This is a genomic window from Streptomyces yongxingensis, from assembly GCF_055597465.1.
Map to the genome: position 1 here is coordinate 4587619 of NZ_CM145717.1, position 17995 is coordinate 4605613.

The 17995-nt window shown below is 73.2% G+C and carries 13 protein-coding genes and 1 tRNA gene; 9 read left to right on the top strand and 5 right to left on the bottom strand.

Features of this window, described 5'->3' with window-relative positions; genetic code table 11:
- Nucleotides 1–193: 193 nt before the first annotated feature.
- From ACZ6TD_RS19365 to ACZ6TD_RS19375, 3 genes are all read right to left on the bottom strand, one after another.
- Entirely contained in the window at nucleotides 194–1114 is a 921-nt protein-coding gene (locus ACZ6TD_RS19365; protein ID WP_471355641.1) for a cellulose-binding protein, read from the bottom strand.
- Between the two features lie 210 nt (nucleotides 1115–1324).
- Entirely contained in the window at nucleotides 1325–4336 is a 3012-nt protein-coding gene (locus ACZ6TD_RS19370; RefSeq protein WP_471355643.1) for an SUKH-4 family immunity protein, read from the bottom strand.
- 5 nt (nucleotides 4337–4341) lie between these two features.
- Entirely contained in the window at nucleotides 4342–5319 is a 978-nt protein-coding gene (locus ACZ6TD_RS19375; RefSeq protein ID WP_471355646.1) for an HNH endonuclease, read from the bottom strand.
- Between the two features lie 196 nt (nucleotides 5320–5515).
- Here ACZ6TD_RS19375 and ACZ6TD_RS19380 point away from each other — a divergent pair, with 196 nt between their 5' ends.
- Nucleotides 5516–6037, top strand: coding sequence for a YwqJ-related putative deaminase (locus ACZ6TD_RS19380; protein WP_413807544.1), 522 nt, complete (start codon nucleotides 5516–5518; stop codon nucleotides 6035–6037).
- A gap of 110 nt (nucleotides 6038–6147) precedes the next feature.
- Entirely contained in the window at nucleotides 6148–6627 is a 480-nt protein-coding gene (locus ACZ6TD_RS19385) for an SUKH-3 domain-containing protein (protein ID WP_471355649.1), read from the top strand.
- Nucleotides 6628–7371: 744 nt separating this feature from the next.
- On the opposite strand, the gene ACZ6TD_RS19390 is transcribed toward ACZ6TD_RS19385, so the two are convergent.
- Complete coding sequence (locus ACZ6TD_RS19390) at nucleotides 7372–8949, bottom strand: sensor histidine kinase (protein WP_471355652.1); 1578 nt, start codon at nucleotides 8947–8949, stop codon at nucleotides 7372–7374.
- Between the two features lie 155 nt (nucleotides 8950–9104).
- On the opposite strand from ACZ6TD_RS19390, the gene ACZ6TD_RS19395 reads away from it, so the two are divergent.
- From ACZ6TD_RS19395 to ACZ6TD_RS19425, 7 genes are all read left to right on the top strand, one after another.
- The gene (locus ACZ6TD_RS19395; RefSeq protein WP_471355655.1) at nucleotides 9105–9998 is read left to right on the top strand and encodes a hypothetical protein; all 894 of its coding nucleotides are present in this window, start codon (nucleotides 9105–9107) and stop codon (nucleotides 9996–9998) included.
- Nucleotides 9999–10027: 29 nt separating this feature from the next.
- Nucleotides 10028–10099 (top strand) — tRNA-Gln (locus ACZ6TD_RS19400).
- 117 nt (nucleotides 10100–10216) lie between these two features.
- Complete coding sequence (glmU, locus tag ACZ6TD_RS19405) at nucleotides 10217–11674, top strand: bifunctional UDP-N-acetylglucosamine diphosphorylase/glucosamine-1-phosphate N-acetyltransferase GlmU (protein ID WP_471355657.1); 1458 nt, start codon at nucleotides 10217–10219, stop codon at nucleotides 11672–11674.
- A 71-nt stretch (nucleotides 11675–11745) separates the two neighbouring features.
- On the top strand, nucleotides 11746–12723 hold the full coding sequence (locus ACZ6TD_RS19410) for a ribose-phosphate diphosphokinase (RefSeq protein WP_471355659.1): 978 nt from the start codon (nucleotides 11746–11748) through the stop codon (nucleotides 12721–12723).
- Nucleotides 12724–12945: 222 nt separating this feature from the next.
- A complete protein-coding gene (locus ACZ6TD_RS19415) occupies nucleotides 12946–13545 on the top strand; it encodes a 50S ribosomal protein L25/general stress protein Ctc (protein WP_471355661.1) in 600 nt (199 codons plus the stop codon).
- A gap of 88 nt (nucleotides 13546–13633) precedes the next feature.
- Nucleotides 13634–14224, top strand: a complete 591-nt coding sequence (gene pth, locus ACZ6TD_RS19420) for an aminoacyl-tRNA hydrolase (RefSeq protein ID WP_471355664.1) — start codon at nucleotides 13634–13636, stop codon at nucleotides 14222–14224.
- 69 nt (nucleotides 14225–14293) lie between these two features.
- Nucleotides 14294–14812, top strand: coding sequence for a hypothetical protein (locus tag ACZ6TD_RS19425; protein WP_471355666.1), 519 nt, complete (start codon nucleotides 14294–14296; stop codon nucleotides 14810–14812).
- Nucleotides 14813–15172: 360 nt separating this feature from the next.
- On the opposite strand, the gene ppc is transcribed toward ACZ6TD_RS19425, so the two are convergent.
- A complete protein-coding gene (ppc, locus tag ACZ6TD_RS19430) occupies nucleotides 15173–17893 on the bottom strand; it encodes a phosphoenolpyruvate carboxylase (RefSeq protein WP_471355669.1) in 2721 nt (906 codons plus the stop codon).
- Between the last annotated feature and the right edge of the window lie 102 nt (nucleotides 17894–17995).

The window sequence follows — 17995 nt, forward strand, 5'->3', positions numbered from 1 at the left end:
CCCCCGTCCGGGGCGTGGCGCGGAGCCCCGGTCGGGCTGGGGCAGAGCCCCATCGGGGCCCGGGGCAGAGCCCCATCGGGGCCCGGGGCAGAGCCCCGTCGGGGTCTGGGGCGGAGCCCCAGTTTCGGGGAGGGGCGGGGAGGGGAACAGCCCGCCGCAGGCGTCGCGATCCGTCGGCGGTCCGCCGGTGGGGTCAGGACTCGTGGTGCGGGGCGGTCGCCGCGTCCTCCGACACCGGCCTGCCGGTCAGCGCCGCCAAACTGCCGCGCACATGCTCCAGATGCGCCTTGAGCTCCTCGCGCCGCTCCACATGCTCGCGCAGCGTCCGCTCCGTCTCCCGCGCCAGCCGCTCCTCCCGGGCCCGCGCCTGGGCGATGATCTCCGCCGCCTGCGCCTGCGCGTCCTCCTGCCGCAGCCGCGCGGCCTGCTCGGCCATCCCGTACTCCCGCTTGGCGTCGGCGAGCCCCGCCTGGGCGTACTCCTCAAGCTGGGCCACCCGGGCCGTCATCGCGTTGTCCCGCTCGGCCAGTTCGCGGCCCGCCGCCTCCCACCGCTCGGCGTGCTCCCGCTCCTGCTCGGCCAGGATCTCGGCGCAGCGCCGGCGCATCTCCTTCAGCTCCGCCAGCGCCTGGGCCCGCCATTCCTTGGCGTCCTGGCGCGATACGGCCCGCAGCTCGTCCACGTCCACCTGGGCCGACTCCACGGTGGCGCGCGCCGCCGCCTCGGCGGCCTCGCGGACCAGCTCGGCCTCGTCACGGGCGGCGTCCCGCACCGTACGGGCCACGGCCTGGGCCGCCTCCCACTCCTCCTGCGCCGTCGCCTCGGCCGCCGCCCGCAGACAGACGACCTCCTCCTCGGCCGCCATCAGGATCAGCTGGGCCCGGTCGCCGAGGGACTCGTAGGTCTGGGGGGCCAGTTGGGAGATCACCTCGCGCAGCCGCTCCGCCTCGGCGGTCAGCTCATTGGCCAGCACGGTGAGGCGCGCGGCGCGCTCCCACGCCGCGTCCCGCGCTTCGGACAGGTCGGCCACATAGCGGTCGACCTGCGCGGGGCGGTAGCCACGGCCCCGTCCGCCGACGATGGTGAAGCCATGACGTGACACCGATGCGCCCATCCTTGGAACCCCTTTTGTCCGGTATGCAACGCGCTCCGGCGCACATCTTTATAGATGGCCTCTCATCCCCCATAACGCGACACTCCGCCCATATCCGCGGCCGGGAGCGCCGCCGGTGACAACAACGACGAGGCGCCCGCCCCCGTCACGGGGGTCGGGCGCCTCGATCGCCATGCGTTCCGGGCAGCGGTCAGGGCCGCACGGGCGTACTCACAGCAGGCCGTCCCACATCTGCTCCAGCAGCACCGCCCACCAGTTGTCCGGCGCGGACAGCGCCGCCGGGTCCAGCCCCGCGAGCTGCGCCTGGAAGTCCACCGTCCAACGGCCCGCCTGGTCCGGCGTCAGCCCGTACCGCAGCCGCCACATCCGGCCCAGCAGCGCCATGCACCGCACGAACTCCGGCAGCCCGGTGTTCACGAACTGCGGCGGGATCGGCTGGGGCGTCGCCTCCAGCGGCACCGCCACGATGTTCGCCGTGCCGTACTGCACACACAGCTGACGGCCGAAGTCATTGCCCATGACCAGGTACGAACCCGCGTCCGGCGCGGACTGCACCCCGCGCTCCGCCGCCAGCTCCGCCAGCGTCGGCACCGGGCGGCCCGCCTGGGCCTGCGCCCAGAAGAACGGACCGAAGTCCAGCGGCAGCCCCGCCCACACCAGCGTCTGCGCCACCACCTCCGGAACGCCCATCCGCGACACCGCGCGCTGGTCGAAGCGGACGATGCCCTGCGGCCCGAACGCCTGGCCCAGCTCATGCGCCAGCCCCTCCGGCGGCACCGGCGGAATCGGCTGCACCTGGCTGGGGTGCGGCAGCGGCACCCGGTTCGGCGCCGGACGGGCCGGGCCGTCCGCCACCTGGTGCAGCTCGCCCTGGTGCTCCAGCAGATGACGTACGCCCTGCTGCCGGGTGGCGTGATCGCGTCCGTACGGAGCGGTGTGGCTGATCCGCACCTGCGGCCAGCTCTCCCGGATCATCCGGGCGCAGTAACCGCCGGGCAGATCACAGGACTCCAGCTCGGTGTGGAGCTCCAGCACCTGCTGCGGCGGGACGTTCATCGCCCGCAGCTCGTGCAGGATCTGCCACTCCGGATGCGGGGTCCCGGGCGCCGAACGGCGGATGAGCTGCTGCTCCGAGCCGTCCTGGGCGCGGTAGCGCAGCACCGCCATATAACCCGGGCCCACGGTCGGCTGACCGGGGGGCGGCGGTGGATACGCATAGCCGGGCGGCGGCGCCATCCCCGGCGCGGGCGCGCCCGGAGGCGGCGCCAGCCCCTGAGCGGGAGCGCCGGCGGGCGGGGGCATACCGGGGGCGCCCGGCGCGCCGGGTCCGCCCGGGTACGGCGGTCCGGCCGCGCCCGGCGGGGGCGGCGGCGTGTGCGGACCACCCGCACCGGGGACACCGGGTGGGCCGGGCGGCTGCGGGCCGGACGGGGCACCCTGGCCCGGAGCGCCGGGCGCACCGGGCGGGCCGGGAGGCTGCGGGGCGCCGGGAGGCGGGGTCTGGCCACCGGGCGCACCCGGACCACCCGCGAGCATCGTCGCGGCAGCGTGCACCCCACCACCGGGCGCACCCGGCGCACCAGGCGGAGGCGGCGTCTGCCCACCACCCTGCCCACCAGAAACACCAGGAGCACCGGGCGCACCCGGCGCACCGGGAGGACCAGGCGGGCCGGGGGGCCGCGGGGCGCCGCCGAGGCTGTCGGAGTCGAGCTGCGAGACCAACTGCGTCGGTACGTACCCCCCGGCCGGAGCGCCGGGGGCGCCGGGCCCGGACGGCGCGGGCGACGCGGGCGGCGGCGTGGAGTCCGCACCCGGACGGGCGCCGGGCGCACCGGGCGCACCCGGCGTTCCCGGAGCACCGGGCGGCGGAGGCGTCGGACCGCCGCCCGCCTTACGGCCGGCGGCGTCCGCGAGGTCGCTCGCGTTGGGGCCGGCGCCCGGATCGGCACCGGGGCCGCCCCGCTGCTCGGGGAAGTCGAGGGACGGGGCGATGGCCGTGGGCGGCAGCGCGCTGCCGCCGGACATCAACTCGGTCTTGGCGTCCGGCCGTACGCCCGGCGCCGGGGTGTCCTCGTCGTCGGAGCCCGCGAGCGGCGGGGCGAAGACCGTGGCGGGCGGGGCGACCGAGCGGTCGTCGTCATCGTCGCCCTTGATGTCCGTACCGGCCCACGGCGTACCGCCGCCGGGCGTGGCCGCGTTGTCGGCCTGGCCCCCCGAGGAGGGCGTACCGGCGCCCGGCGCGGGCGGGGCCCACGGGCTGCCGCCACCGGGCGGGGGCGGCGCGTTCCGCCAACCGTCACCGCCGGACGGGCCACCGGGCGCGGAAGGAGCACCCGGCGCGGGCGGGCCGTCCTGCGGCCGGTCGGCCGCGAGCGGGCGCGCGACTCCGTCGGACGGCCAGTCGTCCACGGCCCCGCCCCGGTCCCGGGGCGCACCCGGAGCAGGCCCACCGTGAGCAGGCGCACCCGGCACGGGCCCAGGTGGAGCGGGCGCACCCGGCACGGGCGCGGGCGGCGCGCCCGGCACGCTGTGCGGCGCGTCCGGCCCGGCGCTCCGCGCTCCGCCGTCCGACGGCCAGTCGTCCGCGCCCGGGGCCCCGTGGCCCGGCGCCCCGGGCCCGGCGGCCCCGGCCCCCGGCCCACCGGCCGACGGCCAGTTGTCCTCGGGCGGCAAAGGAGGCGAAGCGGCGCCGGCGGCCGACGGGGCAGGCGGAGCCGGAGGCGCGGAAGAACCCGAAACCGAAGCGGAACCAGCAGACGCGGCGGCGGCATCGGACCCGCCCCCACCCGGCTCCGCCCCCGCCCGCTGCTCGGGAAGGTCCAGCCGCCCCTCGGACCGGCTGTTCATCGCGTCCGCCGCCTCCTGCAGCCACTCCGGCGGAGTCAGCAGGAAGGACGTCGCGTTCAAGTCGATGCGCTGCTGCCGCCCGGTGGTGGACTCGTCGCGGGAGCCGTCGGTCGTGCCGTACCGCTCCTCGTAACGGCGGATCACCTCGCCCACCGGCAGCCCCGGCCACAGCGTGGTCTCGCCGCTGTCGCGGGCGATCACCATCCGCGTGCCCTCGGCCCCGCGTCCCGAGACCGGTCCGTCCGGGCGGTCCTCGGCCCAGACCACGAAGCCCAGGTCGAACTCCCGGACCCGCGCCTCGCGCTGCTGATAGGCCGGTACATCGCCGTTGATCCAGAGTTCCGCGCGCTCCTGCGCCTGTGCGAAGGTCACCATCGCGCTCACCCCTCCACCGGGACGGCGTACGCGAATCCGCCGTCCACCATCAGGTTCGCCACGGTCTCGAGCTCCGGCGGATTGCCCGCCAGCCGGAGCAGGAAGGCGTCGAAGTCGTCGCCGCACGGCAGCATCAGCCGCTCCACCCGCTCCTGGACCGTCCAGCCGTCACGGTCCCGCGCGTCGTCGTACGCGCAGAACCACACCGAGCCGATCGCGTCACCCTTCACCTTGACCGCGATCACCCCGCCCTGGACGAAGCCCACGCCCAGATAGTCCTTGGTGAAGTGGTCCCGCAGACACTTGTTGATATAGACGAGGTCATTGACCGCCGCCTCGTCGCGCACCGTGAAGAAGGGCTGGTCGATCAGCAGCCCCAGCTCCGGGTCCAGCGCCGTGCCGACCGGTGCGCAGCCGCCCGCCGCCTTGAGGAAGGCGCGGTACGACTCGGGCAGCCGGTAGCCGAGGTCCTCCTCGACGCCGAGCACCTGCTCCTCGGTGACGGAGATGCCCCGCAGCGGCAGGCCCACATGCATCGGCCGGGTCTCCTGCAGCGGGCGGGTGCCCCGCTTCTCCTGGTCGACCTGCGCCGTGGCGAGCCCGCCGTGGTGCCGCAGCAGCGCCTTGACCTCGACCGGAATCAGCTCCATGCGCCGGGTGCCGACGACGTGGTGCCAGGTCCAGCCGTGCGGGGTGGCCACCGCCGACGCCTCGTTCCACAGCTCGTGGCCGGCGGCGTGCAGCGCCGCGTTCGCCGAGACGTAGTCCGTCAGCCGAAGCTCGTCGACGCCGAACCCCTCCGGGGGCTCGGCGATTTCGGCGGCCGCGCGCGCATACGGCGAGAAGTCCGGAAAGCCGTTTTCGTCCACGCGGACACCCTTGGGGTGGCGAGCGGCCCGGACGGGATCCGGGAAGTGCACGACCTGCCCGGCGTAGGCCGTGTTCGGTGGCGCGGCATGCTGCCCGAGCCGACCTGTCGTCATGGCGGTTGCCCCCTGCTGATGCTGGCTACTGGGCACAGCCTATGCGGTGACGCAACCGGCCGAACCGGGCGGCCACCCGCCCCCAGGGGCCCCTCGCTCCCCACCAGGTCGTTCAGGCCCGGACTACCGCAGCGCCCGCGGGATTTGGCAATCTGATCATTGCAACCGGGGGATTGCACAGGGAGGGATCCACCACATGCACATCACGCAGAGCAACGGAGGCGGCGACGGTGCCACCCCCGCGGCCGGCGACCCCCGGCTGAGATGGAGCAGCGTCGACCCCGACGCCGGCCCACCGCCACTCCACCGCCGCCGGGACGGCATCCTGCCCGCCGTCGCGGCCGCGCTGTCCGTCCGCGGCGAGACGCTGACCTGCACCGGGGGCAAGGCCGACCAGCCGCCGACGCTCCATCCGCTGGTGCGGGAATTCCTCGACGCGCTCGCCAGCGGCCAGCGTGAACGATTCACCGGCCGCTGCCCCGAGGTGATCCTGCTCTCCCGCCACCTGGCGAACGTCGAGGCCGGCCGCTCCAAGCGCGCCTCCCGCAAACCGCTCACCCAGGGTGAGGCCCGCCGCTCCCTGAAACAGGCCAAGCTCACCACCCGCCGGATCCGGGAGGCGGGCGACCCGCAGCACGGCAGCTACGCCCCGCCCTGTCTGTCCTGCGCCGCGCTGCTGGCCCATTTCGGCGTACGGGTGGTGGGTGAGAGCACGTGAGCCAAGCACATCAGGCACCACAGGCACCACAGGCACCACAGACGGCCCCGGCCCCGCCGGGAGCGCCGACACGGCAGCCGACCCGCCCGGCGCGGCAGCCGATCGACCGCATGGACGTCACCCGCTTCTCCGTCGCCGTCGACGCCGCCCTGCGCGAGGCGGGCTGGCGGCCCGGCCGCTGGGACATGCGGCGCGCCGAGGTCTGGGCCGACACCCTGCGCGCCCACACCTCCCCCGCGGGCCACCGGCACGCCGTCTTCCCGGCGGCGGTCGAGGCGTGGGCGGAGTTCGGCGGGCTGCACATCCAGCCGCCCGGGGCGGGGCGCGAGATCGCCCCGACCCCGTTCCGCATCGATCCCCTGCACGGCATCCATCTCGCCCGCACCCTCGGCGACCTGGGCCGGGCCCTGGAGACCGAGCTCAGCCCGCTGGGCGAAGAGGCCGACGGGCAGGCGGTGTTGACCATCGACGCGGAAGGACGGGTCTACAGCCTCGACCACACCGGGGACTGGTACCTCGGCCCCACCCTGGACGCCGCCCTCAGCACCCTCGTCACGGGCGCGCTCCCGGCCAGGCTGACGCGTGCGTAACGCGCGTACCGCGCACAGGCCGATCGGGCGTCGGCGCCAGGCCCTGTCCAGCGGACCGTCGCGGGCCCGCGCCGCCCGGCACAGCGCCCCGGCCGCGCTGTGCCGGGCCCGGGTGGAGGCGCTCTGAAGGGGCGCGGGGCCGTGTCGAGGTGCGGCTCCGCACCGTGGCCTTGCTCACCCGGTCACGGAACTCGACGGCGGTCAGCGAGCTGAAGCCGAGGGCCTTGAACTCGTCGGCGGCCACCCGGTCCGTCTTCGACCACCGCGCCGTGCTCATGAGCGGCGACCGGGACGGGCTGCTGAGCGGCCTGGACGCCATCGCCTCGGGCGCCACGGCCCCCGGAGCGTGGCCGCGACCAGCCACGACGGCGCAGCGGACGAGCGACGGCGGCTCAGGGCACTTGCAGCGGAGCGCTTGCGGGGTGTCCGGCGGACCACGCGGCGGCTCCGCCCCCAGACCCCGGGGCCTGAGGCACAGCCCGGCCCTCCGGGACGCGCAGCCCGGCCCTCCGGGACCTGAGGCACAGCCCCCGGCCTCCGGAACCTGAGGCACAGCCCGGCCCTCCGGAACCTGGGGCACAGCCCCGGCCCTCCGAGACCTGGGGCACAGCCCCGCTCCCCCGGGACCCGGGACGCAGCCCCGGCCCTCCGGGGTCTGGGGCGCAGCCCCAGGTTCGGGAAGGGCGGGGAGGGGAGCAACCCGCCGCAGGCGCCAAGACCCGCCGGATGCCCCCTAGGCGTCCCCTAGGCGCTCTTCGCCCGCTCCACGCCCCCGCCCCCGCCGCGGCCCTCGGCCGCGGTGCGGTCCGCCGAACGGTCGGCGGGCTGTTCCCCACGAGACGCCCGGTCCGTGTGATCCGTCTCATCCGTACGGTCGGGGCCGCCCGGGCCGTCCGTCCCGTCCGGGATGACCGCCGACACCCGGAAGCCACCCGCGTCCGTGGCCCCCGACACAAAACCCCCGCCGAGCGTCGAGACCCGCTCCCGCATCCCGACCAGGCCGTTCCCCCCGCTCGGCAGCCCCGCGTCCGCCGCGCCGCGCTCCGACGGCCCGTTCTCCACCAGGACCGCGATCTCGGCGGTGCGATGCGCCACCCGGACCCGGGCGCTCGCGCCCGGGGCGTGCTTGTGGACGTTGGTGAGCGCCTCCTGGACCACCCGGTAGGCCGTCTGCTCCACCGGAGCCGCGTACCGCCGCTCCTCGCCCTCGACCGAGAGCTCCACGGCCATCCCCGCCGCCCGGGACTGCCCGACCAGCGCTTCCAACTCCGCCAGCCGCGGCCCCCCGGCCACCTCCACGCCCTTCCCGGCCGCCCCCGCGGCCTCCGCGGCGGCCGAGGCAGCCGCCGCCACCGCCGCCAGCGGCCTCTCCTCGGCGGAGGCCCCGGCGGCCCCGGCGGCATCCGCGGCATCGGCGGCCGAGGCCCCGGCGGGTGCGGACGCGGACCCCGCAGCGGCGGCGGCCGAGCCCGCACCCGCCGGGGCCCGCAGACCGTCCTCGGACCGCAGCACCCCCAGCATCTGCCGGAGCTCCGTCAGCGCCTGCCGTCCCATGTCGCCCACCAGCGCCGCGTTCTTCGACGCCTTCTCCGGATCCTTGAGCGCCACCGCCTGCAGCGCCGCCGCGTGCACCACCATCAGGCTCACCCGGTGCGCCACCACGTCGTGCATCTCCCGGGCGATCCGGGTCCGCTCCTCGTTACGGGCCCACTCGGCCCGTTCCTCCGCCCGCTCCGCGAGCAGCGAGAGCTCCCGCTCCAGACCGTCCGCCCGCTCCCGCAGGCTCTCCACCAGCCGCCGCCGGGCCCGGACGTACAGCCCCAGCAACACGGGCGGGGCGGTCAGCCCCAGGGTGAGCACCATGGCGAACATCGGGGCCTCCCACACGGACGTCCCCAGACCGCTCTGCGGATTGTCCCGGCGGAGGCCGATCACCGTGACGAGGAAGCTGCCCATCGCCGCCATCCCGGCCAGCACCGCCGTGATCCGGCGCGGCACCTCGGACGAGGCGAGGGTGTAGAGCCCCACGACGCCGAGCAGCAGACCCATTTCGGCGGGGGTGACCGCGATCGATATCAGCACCACGGCGATCGCCCAGCGGCGCCGCAACAGCAGCGTGGCGCCGACGAGCACCCCGATCAGCACCCCGGCGGCCACCGGAATCCGGGCATCGTGGGCGAAACCGACGCCCTCCGCCGCGCATTCGATCGACGACGCCACGGCGAGCAGGACATCGAGCCCCATACTCCGCCGCCGCGCCCACCACCACGGCCCCGCGGGCGCGCCCCGCGCGCCCGCGGCTTCTTCCCCCGTCGAACTCATAGCGACCAGCCTACGGCCGGGCGCCAGCGCTTTTCCCGGTGACACGGCGGCGCACAAGAGACTCGAACATCAGGTAAAACCACCCATTTAACTCGAACGAATGAATCGCTCACATTTTCGCCCCACGCACCCGGACAGCGAACGACCCTGCGGTCATGAACGAACCACGGCGCCGCGACGGCGACAGCGTGGGCGGCCTGCTCGACGGGACGACCACGTTCGAAGAACTCAGAGAACGGGCGATCGCATTACGGAGGGAGGGGCTGAGCCGCAGACAGATCCGCGACCGGCTGAAGGTGAGCAACAACGACATCCTGAACCGCCTCCTGGAGGGCGAGCCGCCGCCCGACTGGACCAAGCGCCCCAACGCCAAGGACGACCTACGGGCCAGGGCCCGCGAGATGCGGCTCCAGGGGATGACCTACGACAGGATCCAACTGGAGCTCGGCTGCTCCAAGAGCTCCATCTCCCTCTGGACCCGCGACCTGCCCAAACCGGACCGCCCGCCCCGCACCCGCGAGGAGGCGTCGGCGATCGCCAAGCGGGGGTGGGAGGCGACGATGCGGCAGCGGGAGATCGAGCGGCAGCGGACGAAGCTCTCGGCGGCGCGGGAGATCGGCGCGATGACGGACCGGGAGCTGTTCCTCGTCGGCGTAGGGCTGTACTGGTCAGAGGGGGCGAAGAGCAAGCCCCACAACCCCGCCGAAAGGGCCATGTTCATCAATAGCGACCCCGACATGATCCAGCTCTATCTCGCATGGCTGTCCCTGCTCGGCGTCGAGCCCGAACGGCTGCGCTATCGCGTGACGATCCACGAATCCGCCCAGGTCGCCGACGCGGAACGATACTGGTCAGAGATCATCGGAGTGGACGTCACCACGCTCGAGAGGACGACGCTGAAGAAGCACAACCCCAAGACCGTCCGCAAGAACACAGGCGAAGGCTACCGAGGCTGCCTGGTGGTCCGCGTCCTGAAGAGCGCTGACCTATACCGTCGCATCGAAGGCTGGTGGTACGGCATAGTGGTGGGGGCCAGGTCGACGATCTAGCAGGTTGTCCGATTTGGCGCTCTATGCCCTCCCCTGTGGTGTAATTGGCAACACGTCCGGTTTTGGTCCGGTTGTTCCAGGTTCGAGTCCTGGCGGGGGAGCCTCACATTCCGCTTTCCCGGGGCCCCGACCGCCCGGCTCGGGACCCTCCTTCCTTTCCGCCCGGAAACCTCTCGGTATCCTGCGGGTGTCCACCCCCGAAGCCGAAGGGCACACCCGTGAGCGCCAACCGCCCGGCAGCCGTCGTCGTCCTCGCAGCGGGTGAGGGCACCCGCATGAAATCGGCGACCCCGAAGGTTCTGCACGCCCTCTGCGGCCGCTCCCTCGTCGGGCACGTCGTCGCCGCCTCCCGTGAACTCTCCCCCGAGCATCTCGTGGTCGTGGTCGGCCACGCCCGGGAGCAGGTCTCCGCGCATCTCGCCGAGATCGACGCCGAGGTGCGCACCGCCGTCCAGCACGAGCAGAACGGCACCGGGCACGCCGTCCGGATGGGCCTGGAGGAGCTGTCCGACAGCGGGGTCGCCCTCGACGGCACCGTGATCGTCGTCTGCGGCGACACCCCGCTGCTGACCGGCGCGACGCTCCAGCGGCTCGCCGCGGCCCACGACGCCGACGGCAACGCCGTGACCGTGCTGTCCGCCGAGGTCCCCGACGCCACCGGCTACGGCCGGATCGTGCGGGAGGACGCGACCGGCGCCGTCACCGCGATCGTGGAGCACAAGGACGCCACCGACGCGCAGCGTGCGATCCGTGAGATCAACTCCGGGGTCTTCGCCTTCGACGCCCAGCTGCTCACCGACGCCCTCGGCAAGGTGCGCACCGACAACAGCCAGGGCGAGGAGTACCTCACCGATGTGCTCGGTATCCTGCGCGAGGCCGGGCACCGGGTGGGCGCGTGCGTGGCGGGCGACCACCGTGAGATCGTCGGGATCAACAACCGCGTCCAGCTGGCCGAGGCCCGCAGGCTGCTGAACGAGCGACTGCTGGAGCGGGCGATGCTGAGCGGGGTGACCGTCGTCGACCCCGCCACCACCTGGATCGACGTGACCGTCACCTTCGAGCCGGACGCGCTGGTCCACCCGGGCACCCAGCTGCTGGGGGCCACCCACCTGGCCGCGGACGCCGAGGTCGGGCCGAACTCCCGGCTCACCGACACCACCGTCGGCCAGGGCGCGGTCGTCTCGTTCACCGTCGCGGCGGGCGCGGAGATCGGCGCGGGGGCGAGCGTGGGGCCGTACGCGTATCTGCGCCCCGGGACCCGGCTTGGGTCCAAGGCCAAGGCGGGTACGTATGTGGAGATGAAGAACGCCACGATCGGTGAGGGCACCAAGGTGCCGCATCTGTCCTATGTGGGCGACGCGACGATCGGCGAGCAGACCAACATCGGCGCCGCCAGTGTCTTCGTGAACTACGACGGCGTGAACAAGCACCACACCACCATCGGCAGCCACTGCCGGACCGGGGCCGACAACATGCTTGTGGCTCCCGTCACGATCGGGGACGGCGCTTACACCGCCGCCGGATCGGTCATCACCAAGGATGTGCCCCCGGGCTCGCTCGCCGTCGCACGCGGACAGCAGCGGAACATCGAGGGCTGGGTCGCCCGCAAGCGCCCCGGAAGCGCCGCGGCGCGAGCCGCCGAGGCCGCTCGTCGGGAGGACGAGGGCCGGCAGTGACATGTGCACAGGTACACCGTGCGGGGCGTACGGTGAGAAGTGCACCAAAGTGACATCCAAGGAGACTTGTTGTGACCGGGATCAAGACGACCGGCGAGAAGAAGCTGATGCTCTTCTCCGGCCGCGCCCACCCCGAGCTGGCCGAGGAGGTCGCCCATGAGCTGGGCGTCAGCTTGGTCCCGACCAAGGCATTCGACTTCGCCAACGGCGAGATCTACGTCCGCTTCCAGGAGTCGGCGCGCGGTGCCGACTGCTTTTTGATCCAGAGCCACACGACTCCGATCAATAAGTGGATCATGGAGCAGCTCATCATGATCGATGCGCTGAAGCGGGCCTCCGCGCGCTCGATCACGGTGATCGTTCCGTTCTACGGCTATGCCCGTCAGGACAAGAAGCACCGAGGCCGTGAGCCGATCTCGGCGCGGCTGGTCGCCGACATGCTGAAGACGGCGGGTGCCGACCGGATCCTCACGGTCGATCTGCACACCGACCAGATCCAGGGCTTCTTCGACGGCCCGGTGGACCACCTCTTCGCGCTGCCGGTGCTCGCGGACTACGTGGGCGCCAAGGTCGACAAGGCCAAGCTCACCGTGGTGTCGCCGGACGCCGGCCGGGTGCGGGTCGCGGACCGCTGGTGCGACCGGCTGGGCGCGCCGCTGGCGATCGTGCACAAGCGGCGGGACCCGGACGTGGCCAACCAGGTCACGGTGCACGAGGTGGTCGGCGATGTGCGGGGCCGGGTGTGTGTGCTGGTCGACGACATGATCGACACCGGTGGCACCATCTGTGCGGCGGCGGAGGCGCTGTTCGCGAACGGCGCGGAGGACGTGATCGTGACCGCCACCCACGGTGTGCTGTCGGGTCCGGCCGCGGACCGGCTGAAGAACTCCAAGGTCAGTGAGTTCGTCTTCACCAACACCCTGCCGACCCCCAACGAGGTGGAGCTGGACAAGGTGACCGTGCTGTCGATGGCGCCGACGATCGCCCGCGCGGTCCAGGAGGTCTTCGAGGACGGCTCGGTGACCAGCCTGTTCGAGGAGCAGGCGTGAGCGGCTTAACCTCCCCGGACCGGACGTAGAGGCCACTCCCGTCAGGGGGTGGCCTCAGCCGTTGGCTCCAGGCGCCCTCGGCCATTGGTAGAATCGTGGGGTTGCTCGGCGAGGGAGGCCGCTTCTTACCGCGGCTGTCCGTTATCGACGCGCTCTTCGTAGCAGGTCTGTCGTGGGCCGGGTGACGCCCACACACCGTAAACGATCTACGAGGAGTGCCCCATGGCCGAGGTCAAGATCTCCGCTAAGCCCCGCACCGAGTTCGGCAAGGGCGCCGCCCGCCGTACCCGTGCCGCCGACCGCGTGCCCGGCGTGGTCTACGGCCACGGCGTCGAGCCGCTGCACGTCACGCTGCCGGCACACGACCTGCTGATGGCGCTGAAGAACTCGAACGTGCTGATCCGTCTGGACGTCGAGGGCGGCAAGGACGAGCTGGTCATCCCGAAGGCCGTGCAGCGTCACCCCATCAAGATCGGCGTGCTGGAGCACGTCGACCTGCTGCTGGTGCAGAAGGGCGAGAAGGTCACCGTCGAGGTGCCGATCCACACCGAGGGTGACCTGGCCCCGGGTGGCAACCTGCTCGAGCACCTGCTGAACGCCCTGCCGGTCGAGACCGAGGCGACCCACATCCCGGAGTCGGTCACCGTCTCCATCGCGGGCCTGGACGCGGGTGCCACCATCCACGCCAAGGACATCACCCTCCCGGCGGGTACCTCGCTGGCCGTCGAGGAGGACGTGGCCGTGCTGCAGGTGGTCGCCGCCCAGGCCGAGGCCCCGGCCGAGGAGGGCGCCGAGGGCGCGGCCGAGGGCGCCGAGGCGTAATCTGCGGCTGCTCCCTTTCCGCTTCTCCGGCCGCCGTCCCGCCCCTTGGGGTGCGGGGCGGCGGCCGTCCTCAAGGAGAGACATCCAGATGACGGACGACACGAGCCCCTGGCTTGTGGTGGGCCTCGGCAACCCCGGTGGCAGTTACGCGGGCAACCGCCACAACGTCGGCTTCATGGTGGCCGATCTGCTGGCGGAGCGGATGGGCGCCCGTTTCAAGGCGCACAAGTCGCGGGCCCAGGTCGTCGAGGGCCGGGTGGGTCCGCCCGGACCGGCGAGCCGCCGGGTCGTGATCGCCAAGCCGATGTCCTTCATGAACCTCTCGGGCGGTCCGGTGACCGCGCTGCGCGACTTCTACAAGGTGCCGGTCGGTCATGTCGTGGCCGTCCATGACGAATTGGACATCGATTACGGCGCGCTGCGGTTGAAGATCGGCGGGGGTGACAATGGCCACAACGGGCTGAAGTCGATCACCAAATCGCTGGGTGCGGACTACTGCCGGGTGCGCTTCGGAATCGGCCGCCCGCCGGGCCGGATGGATGTCGCGGCGTTCGTCCTGAAGGACTTTTCCGCCGCGGAGCGCCGGGAGTTGGACTACTTCGTGGACCGCGCGGCGGACGCGGTGGAGACGCTCATCGCGGACGGGCTGGAGCGCGCGCAGGGAACGTACAACTCCTGAAAAACGCCGTTCGCCCGTTTGTTCGGCGGAAGGTTGACCGGCGGCGCGGGGATGGCGAGGATCGCCGCCATGGCTTCCACCGGTGTGACCAAGCGCAGCCGTACGCGGCGGGCGGGCGAGAGCGCGTACGGGTTTCTGTTGCTGGCGAAGAACGTGGCAATGGCGCTCGTCGCGCTGCTGGTCCTGGTCGCCGGGGTGTGGTCCTCCTGGGGCGATGCCAAGCCGTCGATGCTGACCAAGGGGCTTGAGCACGGCACCGTCACGGTCTCCGACTGCGGCGACGAATGGTGCACCGGCTCGTTCACCCCGGCCCAGGAGGGCGGCAAGTCCCGTGGCCGGGTGCGGATCGACGAGGCGGTCACGAACGGGACGGGCGACCGGGTGCCGGTGGTCCTCAAGCCCGGCACGGACCACGCCGTCCGCACCGGCGCCGCCGGCGTCCTCCACGCCTGGGTCCCCTTCGGCGGCTCCCTCCTCCTCACCTCCCTGATCGTCGCGGGCGGCCTCGGCCTACGCCGCACGGGCTGGGCCATGGGCCTGTTGGGCGCGGCCCTGCTGGGCGCCTCCTTCGCCACACTTACGCTGTAGCGCTCACCGGGTGCCCCCGCTGGGTCTTGGCTCGCTCTTCGTCCCGGGACCACCCCGCCGTCGTGGCGCGACCGCCCCGGCGGCTTGGGCAGTTCGGCACCGCCGGACACCACCGCCGGGGGTCCTCGCCGTCGCGGCGGGGAAGAGGGCGTGCGCCAGGCGCGGTGGACCGCCGGAGCCGCACCGACGAGCGGCGAAGCAAGGCACGGCGTGCCCACCCAGGGGACCGCACGTGGCAGCGGCGGAGCCTGGTGGCCGGCGGGGGCCGGGGGCGGAGCCCCCGGGAACTGAACTCCACAACCTACGGGGCGGGGCCCCGCTCCCCCTGGGAGCGGGGCCCCGCCCGGTGCAGCGCCGTCGTCAGCCCGTGTTGCGGAGGCCCGCCGCCACGCCGTTGACCGTGAGGAGGAGGGCACGGGCGAGCAGGGGGTCCGGGTCCTCGCCCCGCTCGTGCGCGGTGCGCTGCCGGTGGAGCAGCGTCACCTGCAGATACGAGATCGGGTCGAGGTAGGCGTCCCGGACGTGGAACGTCTGCTTCAGCACCGGGTTGGAGTCGAGGAGTTCCCGCTCACCGGTGATCCGCAGCACCTCCCGCACCGTCAGCTCGTGCTCCTCCTGGATCACATCGAAGACGTGCTTCAGCTCATCCGGCACCAGCGTGTCGACGTAGTGCCGGGCGATCCGCAGGTCCGTCTTGGCCAGCGTCATCTCGACGTTGGACAGGAAGTTGCGGAAGAAGTGCCAGTGCTGGTGCATTTCGTCGAGGACGCTGTCGAGCCCGGCCTCGCGGGCGGCCTTGAGGCCGGAGCCGACGCCGAACCAGCCGGGGACGATCTGCCGGGACTGGGTCCAGCCGAACACCCACGGGATGGCCCGCAGTCCGTCGAGGCCGGCGCCGGAGTCGGGGCGGCGGGAGGGCCGGGAGCCGAGGTGGAGCTCGGCGAGCTGGTCCACCGGCGTGGAGGCGAAGAAGTACGCGGGCAGGTCGGGGTCTTCGACGAGCTCGCGGTAGGCGCCGTGCGCGGCTTCGGAGACGGTTTCCATGGCCGCGTCCCAGCGGGCGAGCGCCTCGTCCGACTGGCGCGGCGCGGTGTGCAGGGCGGACGCCTGCAGCGTGGCGGCCACCGTCAGCTCCAGGTTCTCGCGGGCCAGCGAGGGCACGAGGTACTTGTCGGAGATGACCTCGCCCTGCTCGGTGACCTTGATCTCGCCCTCGAGGGTGCCCCACGGCTGCGCGAGGATCGCGTCGTGGGTGGGGCCGCCGCCGCGGCCGACGGTGCCGCCGCGGCCGTGGAACAGCCGCAGCCGTACGCCGTGCCGGTGGGCGACGTCGCGCAGCAGTCGCTGGGCGCGGTGGATCTCCCACTGGGAGGTGGTGATGCCCCCGAACTTGGAGGAGTCGGAGTAGCCGAGCATGACCTCCTGGACGTCGCCGCGGAGGGCGACGAGCCGCCGGTAGGAGGGGTCGGCGAGCATCTCGTCGAGGAGCTTGTCGGCGATCTTCAGCTCTTCGGTGGTCTCCAGCAGCGGAACGATGCCGATCTTCGCCCAGCCCGCGTGGAGGTCGATCAGCCCGGCCTCGCGGGCGAGGACCGCGGCGGCGAAGACGTCGTCGGAGCCCTGGCACATGGAGATGATGTAGGACTCGACGATCTCGGGGCCGAAGCGCTCGAAGGACTCGCGGATGGTGTGGAAGACGCCGAGGGTCTTGGCACCGGCCGCGTCGAGCGGCGCCGGGGTGGGGGCGAGGGGACGCCGGGAGCGCAGCTCCTTGGCGAGCAGCTTGCGGCGGTAGTCGCGCGGCATGTCGGCGTAGCGCCAGGACTCCTCGCCGAGCCGGTCGAAGAGCTGGCCGAGGGCGTGGTGGTGGGCGTCGGCGTGCTCGCGGACGTCCATGGTGGCGAGCTGGAGGCCGAAGGCGGCCAGGGTGCGGATGGAGCGCTCGAGCCGGCCGTCGGCGATGAGCTGGCCGCGGTGGGCGCGCAGGGAGTCCTGGACGAGGTGGAGGTCGGCGAGGAGCTCGCCGGAGCCGAGGTAGTCGCGGCCGGGCTGGTGGGGGGTGTCCCCGGCGAGCCGCTCGCGGGTGTTGACGAGCTTCTGCCGCATGCAGGTGGCCTTGAGCCGGTAGGGCTCCTCGGCGTTGAGCCGCTTGTAGCGCGGGCTGATCTCGGGCAGCAGTTCGAGGTCGCGCTGGAGGGAGGCGAGCAGCTCCTCGGAGGCGCCGGTGTTGCGGATGGAGCTGGAGAGCGCGGCGCGCAGCTCGTCGATGATCTCCAGCGCGTCGGTGATGCCGTGCTCGTGCTGGAGGATCAGGACGTCGCGGGTGACCTCGGGGGTGACGTTGGGGTTGCCGTCACGGTCGCCGCCGATCCAGGTGCCGAAGGTGAGCGGGCGGGTGGTGGCGGGCAGCTCGACGCCGACGCGCTCGAGCTCCGCGGTGAGGTCTTCGAGGACGTCCCCGACGGCTCCGGCATGCAGCTCGTCGAGGTAGTAGATGGCGTTACGGGCCTCGTCGGCGGGCTCGGGGCGGACGACGCGCAGCTCGTCGGTCTGCCAGAGCAGGTCGATGCTCTCGGCGAGTCGCAGGTCGGCGCGGCGGGCGTCGCCGCCGACGGCGAGCGTGTCGAGCAGCTCGGCGATGCGTCGGAGCTTGGTGAGGACCGTGCGGCGGGCGGCCTCAGTGGGGTGGGCGGTGAAGACGGGCCGCACGCCGAGGTTGGCGACGGTCTCCCGGAGGTGCTCGGGGTCGGCGTCCTTGAGCTGGTCGGCGGTGCGGGCGAGGATGCCGCCCTCGGCGGCGCGGCGGGCCCGGAGCTCGCGGCCGCGGTGCACCTGCTCGGTGACGTTGGCCAGGTGGAAGTAGGTGGAGAAGGCGCGGACCAGCTTCGCGGCGGTCTCGAGGTCGGTGGAGCCGAGCAGGTCGGCCGCGGCCTCGCCGTCACTGCGGGTGAGGGCACGCACACGCTCGACGAGTTCGAGGAGGTCGGGTCCCTCCTGCCGGACGAGGGTCTCGCCGAGCAGATCGCCCAGACGGCGGATATCGGCGCGCAGGGCGGCGTTGGTGTGGTCGGCACTGCTCACAGGTGCGGGCTCCTTGCAGTGAACGGGGTTCGAAGCGCGGCATCAATGCGTGCGCGGCGGACGCCGCGGGCTGCTGACCCGGTGCTTTCGGCCATGTGCGGA